General features: G+C 69.6%; 17 protein-coding genes. 10 read left to right on the forward strand and 7 right to left on the reverse strand.

What is annotated here, in order from left to right; translation table 11 throughout:
- Positions 1–73: 73 nt before the first annotated feature.
- From ACZ5XS_RS20430 to ACZ5XS_RS20445, 4 genes are all read right to left on the reverse strand, one after another.
- Positions 74–1,093 (reverse strand): polyprenyl synthetase family protein, encoded by a 1,020-nt coding sequence (locus ACZ5XS_RS20430; RefSeq protein WP_468653203.1) that lies wholly within the window; start codon positions 1,091–1,093, stop codon positions 74–76.
- Positions 1,094–1,118: 25 nt separating this feature from the next.
- Positions 1,119–1,397: a polyprenyl synthetase gene (locus tag ACZ5XS_RS20435; RefSeq protein WP_468653205.1), complete on the reverse strand. Its 279-nt coding sequence runs from the start codon at positions 1,395–1,397 to the stop codon at positions 1,119–1,121.
- A 309-nt stretch (positions 1,398–1,706) separates the two neighbouring features.
- Positions 1,707–2,474, reverse strand: coding sequence for a VOC family protein (locus tag ACZ5XS_RS20440; RefSeq protein ID WP_468653207.1), 768 nt, complete (start codon positions 2,472–2,474; stop codon positions 1,707–1,709).
- A 39-nt stretch (positions 2,475–2,513) separates the two neighbouring features.
- Positions 2,514–3,713 carry a serine hydrolase domain-containing protein gene (locus tag ACZ5XS_RS20445; RefSeq protein ID WP_468653209.1) on the reverse strand — a complete coding sequence of 400 codons (1,200 nt, stop codon included), beginning with the start codon at positions 3,711–3,713 and terminating at the stop codon, positions 2,514–2,516.
- A gap of 269 nt (positions 3,714–3,982) precedes the next feature.
- Here ACZ5XS_RS20445 and ACZ5XS_RS20450 point away from each other — a divergent pair, with 269 nt between their 5' ends.
- The 4 genes from ACZ5XS_RS20450 to ACZ5XS_RS20465 all read left to right on the forward strand — a co-directional run bounded on the left by ACZ5XS_RS20450 (position 3,983) and on the right by ACZ5XS_RS20465 (position 6,267).
- Positions 3,983–5,050 carry a YihY/virulence factor BrkB family protein gene (locus ACZ5XS_RS20450; protein ID WP_468653211.1) on the forward strand — a complete coding sequence of 356 codons (1,068 nt, stop codon included), beginning with the start codon at positions 3,983–3,985 and terminating at the stop codon, positions 5,048–5,050.
- Between the two features lie 67 nt (positions 5,051–5,117).
- A complete protein-coding gene (locus ACZ5XS_RS20455) occupies positions 5,118–5,537 on the forward strand; it encodes a phage holin family protein (protein WP_468653213.1) in 420 nt (139 codons plus the stop codon).
- Entirely contained in the window at positions 5,534–6,004 is a 471-nt protein-coding gene (locus ACZ5XS_RS20460) for a DUF3618 domain-containing protein (protein ID WP_468653215.1), read from the forward strand. Before ACZ5XS_RS20455 ends, ACZ5XS_RS20460 begins: the two co-directional genes overlap by 4 nt.
- Positions 6,001–6,267, forward strand: coding sequence for a DUF4235 domain-containing protein (locus ACZ5XS_RS20465; protein ID WP_468653217.1), 267 nt, complete (start codon positions 6,001–6,003; stop codon positions 6,265–6,267). The genes ACZ5XS_RS20460 and ACZ5XS_RS20465 overlap by 4 nt, the downstream gene beginning before the upstream one ends.
- Before the next feature lie 307 nt (positions 6,268–6,574).
- Here the strand turns inward: ACZ5XS_RS20465 and ACZ5XS_RS20470 are convergent, their stop codons facing one another.
- On the reverse strand, positions 6,575–7,462 hold the full coding sequence (locus ACZ5XS_RS20470) for a LysR family transcriptional regulator (protein WP_468653219.1): 888 nt from the start codon (positions 7,460–7,462) through the stop codon (positions 6,575–6,577).
- Between the two features lie 83 nt (positions 7,463–7,545).
- Between ACZ5XS_RS20470 and ACZ5XS_RS20475 the strand changes: the two genes are divergently transcribed.
- The 4 genes from ACZ5XS_RS20475 (at position 7,546) to ACZ5XS_RS20490 (ending at position 10,569) form a co-directional block, all read left to right on the forward strand.
- A complete protein-coding gene (locus ACZ5XS_RS20475; RefSeq protein ID WP_468653221.1) occupies positions 7,546–8,748 on the forward strand; it encodes a thiolase family protein in 1,203 nt (400 codons plus the stop codon).
- A complete protein-coding gene (locus tag ACZ5XS_RS20480) occupies positions 8,745–9,416 on the forward strand; it encodes a 3-oxoacid CoA-transferase subunit A (RefSeq protein WP_468653223.1) in 672 nt (223 codons plus the stop codon). Before ACZ5XS_RS20475 ends, ACZ5XS_RS20480 begins: the two co-directional genes overlap by 4 nt.
- Positions 9,413–10,120 (forward strand): 3-oxoacid CoA-transferase subunit B, encoded by a 708-nt coding sequence (locus ACZ5XS_RS20485; RefSeq protein ID WP_468653225.1) that lies wholly within the window; start codon positions 9,413–9,415, stop codon positions 10,118–10,120. The genes ACZ5XS_RS20480 and ACZ5XS_RS20485 overlap by 4 nt, the downstream gene beginning before the upstream one ends.
- 257 nt (positions 10,121–10,377) lie before the next feature.
- Entirely contained in the window at positions 10,378–10,569 is a 192-nt protein-coding gene (locus ACZ5XS_RS20490; protein ID WP_468653227.1) for a hypothetical protein, read from the forward strand.
- A 179-nt stretch (positions 10,570–10,748) separates the two neighbouring features.
- Here the strand turns inward: ACZ5XS_RS20490 and ACZ5XS_RS20495 are convergent, their stop codons facing one another.
- Positions 10,749–11,207: a hypothetical protein gene (locus ACZ5XS_RS20495; RefSeq protein ID WP_468653229.1), complete on the reverse strand. Its 459-nt coding sequence runs from the start codon at positions 11,205–11,207 to the stop codon at positions 10,749–10,751.
- 719 nt (positions 11,208–11,926) lie between these two features.
- Here ACZ5XS_RS20495 and ACZ5XS_RS20500 point away from each other — a divergent pair.
- Both ACZ5XS_RS20500 and ACZ5XS_RS20505 read left to right on the forward strand, forming a co-directional pair.
- Positions 11,927–12,610 carry a response regulator transcription factor gene (locus ACZ5XS_RS20500; protein ID WP_468653231.1) on the forward strand — a complete coding sequence of 228 codons (684 nt, stop codon included), beginning with the start codon at positions 11,927–11,929 and terminating at the stop codon, positions 12,608–12,610.
- 43 nt (positions 12,611–12,653) lie between these two features.
- Positions 12,654–12,932 (forward strand): hypothetical protein, encoded by a 279-nt coding sequence (locus tag ACZ5XS_RS20505; protein WP_468653233.1) that lies wholly within the window; start codon positions 12,654–12,656, stop codon positions 12,930–12,932.
- Positions 12,933–12,990: 58 nt separating this feature from the next.
- On the opposite strand, the gene ACZ5XS_RS20510 is transcribed toward ACZ5XS_RS20505, so the two are convergent.
- Positions 12,991–13,437 (reverse strand): SRPBCC family protein, encoded by a 447-nt coding sequence (locus ACZ5XS_RS20510; protein ID WP_468653235.1) that lies wholly within the window; start codon positions 13,435–13,437, stop codon positions 12,991–12,993.
- Positions 13,438–13,621: the final 184 nt, after the last annotated feature.

Here is a 13,621-nt window from a genome sequence, read left to right on the forward strand (position 1 = left end):
CAGGCTCTTCGTCTCCAGTCGGAACAGGCAGGGCAGGAACAGGAATCACACGTGGCGGCGCCCGCGTCGCATGTCAGTGCCGGCGGACTGCGGCCGCGTGCGCCAGATCGGTGAGGGCTCGTGACGCGGGTACGGGGATGTCCAGGTCGTCCAGAGTGCGGGTGGCTTCCTCGACCCGGGCGGTGATCATCGCTTCGATGCGGTCGGGCGCTTTGAGCCGGGTCATCACTTCGCGCACCGCCTCCAGGCCGTCCCGGCCCACGTCGCGCCGGCCAGACAGCGCGCGCAGGCGCTCCCGGTCGGCCCCGTCGGCCACTCTCCAGGTTTCCGCCAGCAGGGCGGTGGGCCGGTGAGCCCGCAGGTCGTCCGTGTTGGCCTTGCCGGTGAGGGCCGGATCCCCGAACAGGCCGAGCAGGTCGTCACGCAGCTGGAACGCCTCGCCCAGCGGCAGCCCGTAGCGGGAGTAGCCCTCTCTCAGCTGCTGCCCGGCGCCGGCCAGCAGGCCTCCGATCAACAGAGGCTGTTCGACGGTGTACTTAGCGGTCTTGTACCGGATCACCTGCAACGACTGTGCCGTGTCCGGATCTCCGCCCGTGCGCAGAAGCTCCAGGCACTCACCCGCGATCAGCTCCCGGGCCAGCGTCGCCCACAGGGGACGGGCCCGGGCCAGGTAGGCCGTGGGCAAGCCGCTGCCGGCGAACAGCTGGCCGGCCAGCGACATGAGCAGGTCCCCCACCAGCATCGCCAGCGCCCTGGCGGTGGGCGCGGCACGGGGACGACCACGCAGCGCGGCTTTGAGGGCGACGTGCGCGGTCGGCCGGCCCCGCCGTACCGCGCTCTCGTCGATGATGTCGTCGTGTACGACGGCGGCGGCGTGGACCAGCTCCATGGAGGCCGCCGCCCGCACCAGCGCGTCGCTGTCAGGCTGGCCCGCCGCCCGCCAGCCCCAGTAGCAGAACGCCGCCCTCAGCCGCTTGCCGCACGCCACGGCGGCCTCGACCTGGTCCGCCACCGGGCCCAGATCGGGGTCGATCGCCAGCAGGTGGTCCGCCTCCTGCGCCACGAACCGGCTCAGAACCTCGTCGACGCGCATTCTGAACACGGCCGGGTCATCCCGGTCAGCCACCGTCGACGCCCCGCCGGGCCAGGACGCTCTGAGCAAGGACCTCGAGATGGGCAGGCGGCACCACCGCGTACCGGTCCACGGCCAGCCGCCCGCGCGCCGTGAGGTCCCGCTGCGCGTCAGCCGCCAGCTCCGCCGTGTCGGAGCGGCTCAGCAGCCCCCGTACGCTGCCCACGGCCGAGCCGAGAGCGCTCACCGCCAGGTCGGCAAGCCCCGCCGCCAACAGCACCGCCTGCTCGACTGAACCCCCGCCACGCCCGGCCTCTCGCGTCATACCGTCCCCTGCCCCTTCGTCGTCCAGGCGGCACCGGTCACGCGCCACCGCCTCCAGCGTCGCGCCCCGCCGACGGACACCAGGGACGAACTCACCATCGAGTGATCGCATCGCAAATATGTACGACCCTTCACCCGCGCAGCGACAACCGTCCACGCGGCGGACCGGCGCGGTCCTCGCGGCCCGGCATCGCGTGTCAGTGGACCTCACGGGCCGCGCGTGAGGAGGGTGCCCATGGGGGCCGGACGGGACGGGACGGGGTCGGTCCGGTGCTCGAGAGGACGTGCGGGCAGTCGCTGCCGACGCTCCTCAGTCGGGCTTCTCTTCCTGGTTGGTGATGAAGTCGGCCGGCATCTCGGGGCTCCACACGGCGGCCGGGCAGTCCCAGTCGTTCGGCTTCCAGTTGTCGGTGATGCGGTCCATGTCGCCGGAGTACTCGATCCAGCTGCCCCAGGGACCCTGGATGTAGTGGAAAAGCTTCGGCCCCAGGGTGTGGCGCCCCAGACCCCAGCCCTTCGCATGGCCCGCGGCGGCCATGGTCCGCGCACCCATGGCGATCCGGTCGATGTCCGCCACCATCCAACTGGAGTGGTGCAGACCAGGGTCCGCTCCCGGAACGAACCCGAAGACGTGATGATCGCCCGGCCCCGAGTTCATGAAGGTGGCGATGCCGGGGATGCGGTCCGACAGGCGCAGCCCCAGAGTGCGGGCGTAAAAGGCCTCGGAGGCGGCCAGATCGGTACTGAATATCAGCACGTGCCCAAGGCGCTGAGGGCGGGCCTCCTCGCTCGCGGTCAGCCAACTGGCCCGGTCGACACGACGGATGCGGTCGCCGACGTTGACGTCCTGGCCGTCCGTCGTACCGAACTCACGCCACGGGGCGATCCCCTCGTCACGGAGGTTGATCAGATTCCCCTCATGATCACGCAGCCACAGCCCCCCGGGCACCTCGGCCGGCGCGTCCAGCAGCTTCAGCCCCATGCCCTCGACGTGGCGCTGCCACTCCCCCAGCGAACCCGGCTCCACCGTGAAGAAACGGCGTGGCCCCGGGGCGACGGTCTGTCGGCCCCTTCGCACCGTCTACTGGCGTGCCGACGGGCGGAACGCCCCGGCAAGTCAGCGGGGAGGGACCGGACGGTCGTAGACGTTGTTCGGGGTCACGATCTCGGTGATCGCCCGGGCGACCAGCGAGGACGGCTCCTGCCCCTCGTGGGTGATGTCGGTGTTGAGCATGACCACCAGTGTGGCCTTGTGCGAGGGCAGGTAGACGGTCACGGTCTCGTAGCCCGGGATGGAGCCGTTGTGTCCGATCCAGCCGCCGGATTCGAAGATGCCGAGGCCGTAGCTCGTGCCGGGATAGCCGGTCGGCAGTGTCCTGAGTCGCTGCGCCTGGGTCTCCGGGCTGAGCAGCGTGCCGGTGGCGACGATCTTCGCCCAGCGACGCAGATCGTGCAGGTCCGAGATCATCGCCCCGGCCGCCCAGGCCCAGCTGGGGTTCCAGTCCGTGGCGTCCTCGATCTCTCCGCTCAGCGTCTGGTTGGTGTAGCCGCGCGGGTGCGGCTCGGGAAACTCGGGGCCTTCCGGGAAGAACGTGTGGCGCAGGCGGGCCGGGCGGAGCACCCGCTTGTCGATGAAGTCGGCGAGGCGGTGACCGCTGACCGTCTCGATCACCAGGCCGAGGAGGACGAGGTTGCTGTTGGAGTACTGGAACTCCTTCCCCGGCGCGAAGGTGTTCGCGTGCTTGAAGCCGTACGCGAGCACCTCCTGCGGCGTGAACGAGCGGCTGGGGTCGCTCAGCAGATCGTGCACGAAGTCCGGGTCGGCGCTGTAGGGGAACAGACCGCTGCGCATCTCGGCCAGATGCCTCAGGGTGATCCGGTCACCATTGGGCACGCCGTCGATGTAGGCGGAGATCGGGTCGTCCAGTCCGATACGACCGTCGTCGACGAGCTTGAGCAGCGCGGTGACCGTGAAGGTCTTGGTCTCGCTGCCGATCCGGAAGAACTGGTCGGTGGCCATCGGTCTGCGGGTGGTGGTGTCGGCGACCCCCGTCGCGCGCACGTAGCTCCCCTTGCCCGGCATCCACAGTCCGACGACGACGCCGGGGATGCCGGCCTGTCGGCGGACGCCCTTGATGGCCCTGTCCAGCCGAGCGGTCAGCTCGGGATCCAGGCCGTCCGGTGGGCACTCGTCCTTGTCGTACCGGTCGGCGCCGGCGGCGTGGACGGCCGTGGCGGGACCCGCTGTCATCGGGGTCAGCACGGACGCCGCCAGCAGCGCTGCGGCGAACTGACGGCGGGACGGAGTACGTCGCATGTCGGGGTGCCTCTTCCAGGTCAGGGGTCGGTGACCACGTCACCATCCGGACCCTGGGCGCGGATCCTCGTCCGGTACGCGTTCCTGCGAGTCCACCCGTTCGGCGCCACACCGGTATCCGAGACGGCCCTGGCTCAGGCGGGCTCACCCGGTCGTTTCTCGCACCGCGTGGGGAGGTGCTCAGCGCCGGATCCCTTTCCCCGCCGACCCGTTGCCCTAAATGTCGGATATGCGCGTATAGGCGGAGTTCAACCGGATACTCGTGCCGCATGACACGGACGATAAGAAGGCATGGAAGGCACACCGAGCAGGCTGCGGCGGGCCAGGAGCAGGAGACCGAGGCCGTGCGCGCACCTAATGCCGGGCCGGACGAGCAGGTGGAGCGGCAGGCGCCGGACAGGCCGAAAGACCTGCCCAAAGGCTCCTGGGGGACGGTGCTGAAAGGCACGCTGAAGGAGTTCAAGCGGGACGAGTTGACCGACCGGGCCGCGGCGCTGACCTACTACGGGATCCTGGCGCTGTTCCCGGCGTTGCTGGCGCTCGTGTCCCTGCTGGGGATCGTCGGCCAGTCGGCGACGCAGCAGGTGCTGGACAACATCCAGACGCTGGCCCCGGGCGCGGCGCAGGATGTCCTGACCAACGCGGTGCAGCAGATGCAGGGCAACGCGGGACTCGGCTCGGTCATGGCGATCGTCGGTCTGCTGCTCGCGGTGTGGTCGGCGTCCGGCTATGTCGCCGCGTTCATCAGGAGCGCCAACGCGGTCTACGACGTCCCCGAGGGCCGTCCGGTGTGGAAGGTACTGCCGGTGCGGGTGGGCGTGACCGTGGTGCTGATGGTCATGGCCGTGATCAGCGCGCTGATCGTCGTGTTCACCGGCGGTCTCGCCAAGGAGCTCGGCACCGCCCTCGGCGTGGGTGACACAGCGCTGACGGTGTGGTCGATCGCGAAGTGGCCGGTGCTCGTGGTCCTGGTCACTCTCATGATCGCACTCCTGTACTGGGCGACCCCGAACGCGAGGATCCGCGGCTTCCGCTGGATCACGCCAGGGAGTTTCCTCGCGCTGGTGATCTGGATGATCGCCTCGGCGGGTTTCGCTTTCTATGTGGCGAACTTCGGCTCGTACAACAAGACCTACGGCGCCATCGCCGGCGTGATCATTTTCCTCGTGTGGCTGTGGATCACGAACCTGGCGATCCTGCTCGGCCTGGAATTCGATGCGGAGCTGGCCCGGCAGCGGGCTGTCGCGGGCGGCCATCCGGCCGGAGACGAGCCGTACGTCCAGCCGCGCGACACGCGGAAGTGGGACGAAGAGGACCGTCGGCGCCTTGAACGCTGAGGCCGCAAGACTGCCGACGCAGTCGCCACGCACTCCGGAAGCACTGATGAAGGACAGGTGAACACCCATGACAGCAGACGGCTCCCACCGCACCCGCCGGGCAGAGCAGGAACCGGTGAGCGACCTGGTCCAGCATGCCTCGCGGCAACTGTCAGAGCTGGTCCGGGACGAGATGCGGTTGGCGCAGGCGGAGATGACCGAGAAGGGCAAGCGGTTCGGCAAGGGCGGCGGTCTGTTCGGCGGCGCCGGCCTGATGGGTGTCCTCACCCTGCAGGCACTGGTGGCCACGGTGATCGCCGCCCTGTCACTGGTCATGGATGTGTGGGTGGCGGCGCTGATCGTCACCGGCGCCCTGGCCGCCGTGACCGCCGTGATGGCTGCGCTCGGCAAACAGCAGATCGGCAAGGCCTCTCCGCCGGTACCGGAACGGACCATGGGCAGCGTCAAGGCCGACGTGGCCGAGATCAGGGAGAAGGCACAGCGATGACCCAGGACAAGTCGCAGCCGGGCAAGGAGGCGGGACCCTCCCCGGAGGAACTGCGCGAGCAGGTCGAGGCGACGCGCGAGGAACTCGGTGAGACCGTCGAGGCGCTCGCGGCGAAGACCGACGTGAAGACCCGTGCCCACGACAAGACGACGGCCGTCAAGCAGCAGGTCTCCGAGAGGACCACCCAGGTCACACACCAACTGCGGGACAAGGCGACGCACGCGGCCCACCTGGTGCAGGACAGGACCCCGGAGCCGGTACGCACGAAAGCGGCCGCGGCCACTGTGCAGGTCCGCGACAAGGCCGTGCACGTCGGAGAGCTGGCCCGCGAGAAGGCCCCCGAACCGGTCCGTGAGAAGGCCGACCAGGGCATGCGGATGGCGCAGGCCAACCGCACACCTCTGTTCGTCGCGGCGGGCGCGGTCGTCGCGCTGCTGATCGTGCGTCGCGCCAGGAGGCGGCGATGAAAGCCTCGAAGATCGCCTACAAGCCCGTCGGCCTGGCACTTGGCGCCACCAGCGGCGTACTGGCCGGCGGAGTGTTCAAACAGGTCTGGAAGAAGCTCGGACACGAAGGGGACGCCCCCGACGCCACCGACGAGAACCGCACCTGGCGCGAGACCATGTCGGCAGCCGTCCTCCAGGGCGCGATCTTCGCCGGTGTCAAAGCCATGGTCGACCGCGGCGGCGCCGCCGCGGCCCGCCGCCTGACCGGCACCTGGCCCGGCTGACGCGTCGGTCCATACCCACCGCCGCCGCCAACTCCGTCGTCGGCAGCGGGCGTCGACGTCCGACCCGTTCCCTCCAGGAGCGGGATCCTCGGCCGCACCGGGGCAGGCGGTCCTCACAGCGACGCTCAGGCGGGCTTCAGTCTCACACGGAGGTGACGCCCGACCGCGCCCCGCGGCTGAAGTGCACCTCCTCGACACGGACGGGGCATCGAGAGCGACGTCCTTCCACCATCACGGGCTTCGGTGGCCGCGAAGGGCGGTCGCCGAAGGCGGGCCTCCGGAGTCCGCCTCCGAGCCGCGAAGGTGCTCAGCGCCTCACGCACGCCTCGATGACCGCTGCGACCTGTTCCGCGGCCGGCGAGTTCAGGCCCGCTCGGCGCGCCAGGCCCAGGCCGACGGTTTCCGTCTCGACGAGAGGCAGGTAGGTCACACCGTCGAGGCGGAGACTCTGGACGGACTCCGGGACCAGGGCGACGCCGTGCCCCGCGGCGACGAACACGACCAGCGTCGCGGTCTCGCCGACCTCGACCAGAGCAGAGGGTTCGAAGCCGGCCCGGGCGCACGCGGCGAGAACCCGGCCGTGCATGGAGGAGCGGTCCCGCGACGGGTGGACGACGAGGGGCTCGTCGGCGAGTGCCGCGAGGGGAATCTCGCTGCGGCCTGCCAACGGATGGCTGCTGGGCAGGACGGCCACCAGTCGTTCAGTCCGGAGGGTGGTGACCTCGACTGCGGCGTCCACAGGAGTGTCGGTGCGCAGGAGGGCCAGGTCGTAGCTGCCTCCGAGCAGACCGTCGACCAGTTCGGGATTCAGCAGCTCACCGCGCAGTTCGAGGGACACCCCCGGCAGTTGCGCCCGGACCGTGCGGGCGATCCGCGGCAGGACGTCGTAGGTGGCGGTGCCGACGAACCCGACGGACACCCGTCCGGCACGGCCACTGGCCAGCAGGGTCATCTGCTCCTCCGCCCGCTCCACCTCGCCCAGGATCGAGCGCGCATGGGTGATCAGCTGGCGGCCGGCCTCGGTGAGCTCCACACGCCGCGTGGACCGGGTGAAGAGGGGTGTGCCCAGCTGCCGCTCCAGCTGTTTGAGCTGCTGGGAGAGGGCCGACTGTGCCACGTGCAGGCGCTGGGCCGCGCGGCCGAAGTGACACTCCTCGGCGAGAGCGAGGAAGTATCGGACCTGCCGGAGTTCCATGACCACACCTTATCTGCCCAAGTGATTAGTCGAGCAGAACTGTGTATTGGACGAGATCAATCAGCGGACCTACGTTGAGTGCCATGGTTGCCAGCTTCGTTTACACCACAGTGAGAACCCCGTTCGGACGGTTCGGTGGAGCGCTCGCGGAGGTCCGACCCGACGACCTCGCCGCCGTCGCCGTCTCCGGAGTCCTCGCCAAGGCCCCGTCGCTCGACCCCGCGCTGATCGGCGACGTGTTCTGGGGCAACGCCAACGGCGCCGGCGAGGACAACCGGAACGTCGGCCGGATGGCCGTTCTCCTGGCAGGGCTACCTACGTCGGTGCCGGCCACGACCGTCAACCGGCTCTGCGGCTCCTCGCTCGACGCGGCGATCATGGGTTCGCGGGCCGTCGAGAGCGGGGACGCCGACATCGTCCTCACCGGCGGGGTGGAGTCGATGACGCGTGCGCCCTGGGTCCTGCCGAAGCCGTCACGCGCCTTCCCCGCCGGCCACGTGACCGCCGTGTCGACCACCCTGGGGTGGCGGCTGGTCAACGAGCGCATGCCGCAGGAGTGGACCGTCTCCCTGGGCGAGGCCAACGAGCAGCTGGCCGAGCGGTTCGGCGTCACCCGGGCACGGCAGGACGAATTCGCCGCCCGCTCGCACCGTCTCGCGGACGATGCCTGGAACTCCGGCTTCTACGACGACCTGGTGGTTCCCGTGGTGCTGGACGGCGAGGTCCGTCTCTCCCGCGACGAGGGCATCCGGCCGGGGACCTCGCCGCAGAAGCTGGCCGGCCTGAAGCCGGCGTTCCGCCCCGACGGCGTCATCACCGCCGGCAACGCCTCACCGCTCAACGACGGCGCGTCCGCCGTGCTGATCGGCTCGGAGGAGGCGTCGTCCCGCATCGGCCTCGCGCCGCTGGCTCGCATAGCGGGTCGCGGAGTGTCGGCACTCGAGCCGCAGATGTTCGGGTTCGCTCCGGTGGAGGCGGCCGAGCGGGCACTGAAGAGGGCGGGGATCTGCTGGTCGGACGTCTCGGCGGTCGAACTCAACGAGGCGTTCGCCGTTCAGTCGTTGGCCTGCGTGGATGCCTGGAAGATCGATCCGGCCATCGTCAACACCAAGGGCGGTGCGATCGCGATCGGCCATCCGCTCGGCGCTTCCGGCGGCCGGATCCTCGGCACCCTCGCCGCCCGGTTGCGCGCGTCGGGGAAGCGGTGGGGCGTCGCCGCGATCTGTATCGGTGTCGGACAGGCCCTGGCGGTCGTCCTGGAGAACGTGACGGATGGAGTCCGATGACTGTTCAGGTGTGTGCGGATGCCGATGAGGCCGTGGCCGGGATCAGGGACGGTTCGACCGTGCTGGTCGGAGGGTTCGGCATGGCCGGCATGCCGGTCGAGTTGATCGACGCGCTCATCCGGCAGGGTGCGAGCGATCTGACCGTGGTGTCGAACAACGCCGGCAACGGCGACACAGGGCTGGCCGCGCTCCTGGCCAAGGGACGGGTACGCAGGATCGTGTGTTCCTTCCCGCGCCAGTCCGACTCGTGGGTCTTCGACCAGCTCTACCGCGAGGGACGTATCGAGCTCGAAGTGGTGCCGCAGGGCACGCTCGCCGAACGGATGCGCGCGGCCGGTGCGGGCATCGGTGCCTTCTTCTCGCCCACGGGCGTCGGCACACCCCTGGCGGAAGGGAAGGAGACCCGCGAGATAGGCGGCCGCACCTACGTCCTGGAGCACCCCATCAAGGGTGACGTGGCGCTGATCGGCGCCCACATCGCCGACCGCATGGGCAACCTCGTCTATCGCAAGACCGCCCGCAACTTCGGACCGGTCATGGCCACCGCCGCGACCACGGTCGTGGCCCAGGTCCGCGAGATCGTCGAGACCGGTGCGATCGACCCCGAGGTCGTCGTGACGCCGAGCATCTACGTCGACCGCGTCGTGCAGGCGGGGGTGACCGCATGAACTCGACTACTTCACTCGTGGAGAACCTCGGCCGCGGGCCGCTGAGCAAGGACGAGATGGCCGCCTCGGTGGCGCGCGACATCCCGCACGGCTCCTACGTCAACCTGGGTATCGGGCAGCCGACGCTCGTCGCCGACCACCTCCCCGAGGGATCGGGGGTCGTGCTGCACACCGAGAACGGCATGCTCAACATGGGCCCCGCGGCCACGCCCGGTCAGGTGGACCCCGATCTCACCAACGCGGGAAAGATCCCGGTCACCGAGCTGCCGGGAGCGGCCTACTTCCATCACGCCGACTCCTTCGCGATGATGCGCGGCGGTCACCTGGACGTCTGCGTGCTCGGCGCTTTCCAGGTCTCGGCGGTCGGGGACCTGGCCAACTGGCACACGGGTGCGCCCCACGCGATCCCTGCAGTCGGGGGTGCGATGGACCTTGCGATCGGCGCCAAGAAGGTGTTCGTCATGATGACGCTCTTCGCCAAGGACGGCTCGCCCAAACTGGTGCGGGAGTGCAGCTATCCGCTCACCGGGCTGGGGTGCGTAGACCGTGTCTACACCGACCTGGCGACTTTCCGCGTCGGTCCCGAAGGGACCACCGTGCTCGAGACCTTCGGGGTCACCTATGACGAGCTCGCGGCACGTCTGGACCTGGATCTCGCCCCGGCGAGCGTGGCCGGGCAGGTGCCGCCCGGTCGGCCTTCCTGATACATACAGCCGGAGCGCGAAGGGGCACCGGGTTCCGCGTTCAACGGCACGTTCGGTGAGCTGACGGCCGTCGCGCTCACCGAGCTGGCGGGCGACGGTGCGTATGGGGTCAACGCGACGTTGGAGGCACGTTTCTCGCGCGGTGTCCCGTGGCGGATCGATGTGATCACGCACGACAGCCCTTTGCTGTCGAACGCCTCCGGCAGCATCAGCGGTCTGACCATCCCCACCCGGTTCCGCGGCGTCATGCCGCGACCATGGAGGCCACGTACGACGACGGGAGCAACGCGGGCCCGGCGAGCTGGACTCCGTACCGGCAGTGGGACACCGCATTCTCGGCGTACACAGGCGACTCCATCAAGCTGAGCTCCGAGATCGTCAACTCGCTGAAGGACGATGCCCGGGTGACGCTCACCTTCCGCTCCTGGAGCGGCGCCACGGCGACCTAGCACGTCACCAGGCCACCAACCGGCCAGATCCGTGACGGCCCGCCGACGAAACCGGCGGACCGTCATGAAGGCTCGGACTGACGGATGGCGCGAGCCGCGCTGTCGGCACTCGCCGACTCGCGGCAGCCCGACGGCCGCACCCCCAGGTCCCGGTCCTGGGCTGCGATGCAGCGACAGAACTATCCGGCATACAGTCGGTAGGTGCCCGGTGCGCAGTATCCGACGTGAATGCTGCCGTCGCCGGACCGGACCAGTATGCATTCCTGGAGTTCCCAATAGCGCAGGCTGGAAGCGAAGTTGTACTCGCCGATCGGCTCGATCTTGCCGAAGCCGCGGGTGTTCCACACCTCTTCGTAGCGCTCTCCCCCGTCGGCATACACCGCCTTGATCTTGAAGGCGGCACCCTTGCCGTCGTTTTCCCCGGTGTCCTTCAGCTCGCCCTTGAGGTGGTATCGGCCGTCCGAGCTCTTCCAGTAGCTGCCGTGCGCCCAGGCACCGCCGATATCCCCCGCGGTCGGGGTGAGGTCGTAACCGCCGTCCGCGTGGGCTGAGCCGGTGAAGGAGATGACGAGTCCGGCGGTCACCGCTGCGATCGCCAGCTTGCTCCGAACGCCTGTGAGTGTGATGCCCTTGACCATGACAGTCCTCCTGGATACCGGTGGTGTGACGGGAATACGGCGCCTCGCCTGCCGGACAGACCCAGCTGGGTGGACGACACGACAAGAGCTCACGTCCATGTCATCCGCCCGATGAGCCTGTCCCCCTCCCGGACAGGGTCGGCGCCTGCCCGAGGCACTGTTGCCCCGGTGCCTGGAAAACTAGAGGCAAAGGCCCTCCCCTCTCGCCCAACCAGGGGTTGAACCGTGCCTGCAACCAGAGTGGTTGTCGATGTACCACCAGGGGTGTAGCCGTGGGTGAAAGCCGGGTGGTGCGATCGCGCCCAGGGAGGGGAACGCGCGGGCGACTACACCGCGCCCTGGACTCGGGCGGCTGGACCGGTTGGCCCGGCGGGTCACAGCCGCGGGCGTTCCCCTCGAAGTCCGGACCGCAGGCGCCCCGTTCGCGCTACCGCCAGGCTCGACCTGTGCACCTACCGGGTCATCCGGGAAGCCCTCACCAACGTCGTGAAGTACGCGCCGGCCGCGAACGCGAGCGAGTTCCGGCCGTCATCACCGCTGAGTCCGCTGCCCATGGTTTGATCGGCATGCGCGAGCGGGCTGGTGTCCACGGACGATGTCCGCCGGCCCCGGCCCGCGAGGCGGGTTCGACGTGGAATTGACCGTTCCCGTGACCCGCGACAGGTGAGGAAGTGTCTCGGCTCCCGGCGGGGCAGCCGTGGAGGAGGGGGAAGCCACGCATGCCCAGAGTGCTCGTCGCAGACGACCAGTTCCTGATCCGCTCGGGGCTCATCGCGCTCCTGCGGGCCGCACCGGGCGTCGAGGTCGTCGGCGAGGCGCAGGACGGCGAGGAGGCGATCGAGCTGGCCGCGCGGACCAGACCGGACGTCGTCCTGATGGACATTCGGATGCCGGGCATCAGCGGGATCACCGCCACCGAGCGGATCCTCGCCCAGGCTGCGCCCCCGCTCCCCAAGATCCTCGTCCTGACCACCTTCGACCTCGACGAGTACGTCCACGGCGCGCTGAAGGTCGGCGCCTGCGGCTTCCTGCTCAAAGACACCCCGCCGGACCGGCTGCTCGCCGCCATCGACACCGTGCACGCCGGCGACATGCTGTTCAGCGCCCCGGTGATCAAAGGGCTGATCGAGACCTACACCCCCCGCCCGGCCGTACCCGAGCCGCACTGCGGACTGGACACCCTGACCCCCAGGGAGTTGGAAGTCCTCGGGCTGGTCGGGGCGGGCATGTCCAACGCCGACATCGCCCAGCGACTCGTACTGAGCACAGCGACCATCAAGACACACGTCCACCGCTGCATGAGCAAGCTCACGCTGAACAGCCGGGCCCAGGCCGTCGTGTTCGCGTACGAGACGGGACTGATCTCCCGCGGCCCCGCGGCCTGGGGTACGGACAACACCTGACTCGGCCGGCGCCAGGGTGCGCTCACCGGAACACCACGCCGGCATGGCACCGCGGATCCGCGGCCGACGGGGGGTACGGCCCACGCCCGCGGGAACGACCCTGGCCCGCCACGCACGCGACGTACTCGCCCGGACCGCCCGGCTCGAAAGCGCCGTCGCGAGCTGCACCCGGTCTCCGGTGGCCTGGGGCGTCAAGGACCACGCCGAGTCGACGGCCGTCGCGGCGCTCGCCGACCACCTGCGCCACGCGGCCCGTTCCGAGCCGCCCTCCCGCCACCCCCACGCAGCCCCCGTGGTGCAGCGCCCCTTCCCCGACAGGTGACCGGACATGGGCGCGAGGTAGCGACGCCTGTCTGCGCCCTGCCGGGCCGACAGCCGGTCTAAGACGCCTCCACCGCCGCCTTGATCCGCTGCCCGAACGCGGGCGCGTCCTTGCGTGCCGCGACCAGCGCGAAGCCCACCAGCAGCTTTCCGATGCCATGGCCTTCCAGGGCGTTGAAGATCCGCACCCTGGTCGTGGCCGGGCCGGTTGCCTCCAGGTCATAGCCACCCTGGTCAGCCGTCACGAGGTTCTTCGAGATTTCCGTCCAGCGGATCCGATGGGGCGCCTCGAACTCGGTGATCCGGAACTCGCGGCCCGTCTTCATACCGGCGTCCTTGACCGTGCTCGTGAACACCGTGCCCACTGCCGTCGGTCCCTGCGGAGTCTTGGTGATCTTCTGGACCCTGGGGCTGAACCTGGGGTCGTTCGTGCCGTCGGCGAGGAAGGCGAAGACTTCCTCGACAGGGCGGCTGATCTCGGTCGTCGCCTCGAACTGACCGGCCACGGTTCCTCCTGTGCTGCGGTCGCTGGAGCTCCGGCTGAGTGCACGCCTGATGGGCCAGGCACGCACAGCGTATCGGTCCGCAAGGCGTCGTAGTCGGTGCCGGCGTCGTGTTGTGGCGGGCGGAGGGACGGTGACCCGGTCTGTCGGAGCGGAGATGACCGGCCGCTCTCGCGCCCGGCCCGTC

The organism is Streptomyces sp. NPDC033131 (assembly GCF_055578365.1).

What these genes read in the sequence shown, in the direction of transcription:
- ACZ5XS_RS20430 (WP_468653203.1), bottom strand. Translation starts at nt 1,093, where the DNA reads ATGCGCGTCGACGAGGTTCTGAGCCGGTTCGTGGCGCAGGAGGCGGAC.
- ACZ5XS_RS20435 (WP_468653205.1), bottom strand. Translation starts at nt 1,397, where the DNA reads ATGACGCGAGAGGCCGGGCGTGGCGGGGGTTCAGTCGAGCAGGCGGTG.
- ACZ5XS_RS20445 (WP_468653209.1), bottom strand. Translation starts at nt 3,713, where the DNA reads ATGCGACGTACTCCGTCCCGCCGTCAGTTCGCCGCAGCGCTGCTGGCG.
- ACZ5XS_RS20450 (WP_468653211.1), top strand. Translation starts at nt 3,983, where the DNA reads ATGACACGGACGATAAGAAGGCATGGAAGGCACACCGAGCAGGCTGCG.
- ACZ5XS_RS20455 (WP_468653213.1), top strand. Translation starts at nt 5,118, where the DNA reads ATGACAGCAGACGGCTCCCACCGCACCCGCCGGGCAGAGCAGGAACCG.
- ACZ5XS_RS20460 (WP_468653215.1), top strand. Translation starts at nt 5,534, where the DNA reads ATGACCCAGGACAAGTCGCAGCCGGGCAAGGAGGCGGGACCCTCCCCG.
- ACZ5XS_RS20465 (WP_468653217.1), top strand. Translation starts at nt 6,001, where the DNA reads ATGAAAGCCTCGAAGATCGCCTACAAGCCCGTCGGCCTGGCACTTGGC.
- ACZ5XS_RS20470 (WP_468653219.1), bottom strand. Translation starts at nt 7,462, where the DNA reads ATGGAACTCCGGCAGGTCCGATACTTCCTCGCTCTCGCCGAGGAGTGT.
- ACZ5XS_RS20475 (WP_468653221.1), top strand. Translation starts at nt 7,546, where the DNA reads ATGGTTGCCAGCTTCGTTTACACCACAGTGAGAACCCCGTTCGGACGG.
- ACZ5XS_RS20480 (WP_468653223.1), top strand. Translation starts at nt 8,745, where the DNA reads ATGACTGTTCAGGTGTGTGCGGATGCCGATGAGGCCGTGGCCGGGATC.
- ACZ5XS_RS20485 (WP_468653225.1), top strand. Translation starts at nt 9,413, where the DNA reads ATGAACTCGACTACTTCACTCGTGGAGAACCTCGGCCGCGGGCCGCTG.
- ACZ5XS_RS20490 (WP_468653227.1), top strand. Translation starts at nt 10,378, where the DNA reads ATGGAGGCCACGTACGACGACGGGAGCAACGCGGGCCCGGCGAGCTGG.
- ACZ5XS_RS20495 (WP_468653229.1), bottom strand. Translation starts at nt 11,207, where the DNA reads ATGGTCAAGGGCATCACACTCACAGGCGTTCGGAGCAAGCTGGCGATC.
- ACZ5XS_RS20500 (WP_468653231.1), top strand. Translation starts at nt 11,927, where the DNA reads ATGCCCAGAGTGCTCGTCGCAGACGACCAGTTCCTGATCCGCTCGGGG.
- ACZ5XS_RS20505 (WP_468653233.1), top strand. Translation starts at nt 12,654, where the DNA reads ATGGCACCGCGGATCCGCGGCCGACGGGGGGTACGGCCCACGCCCGCG.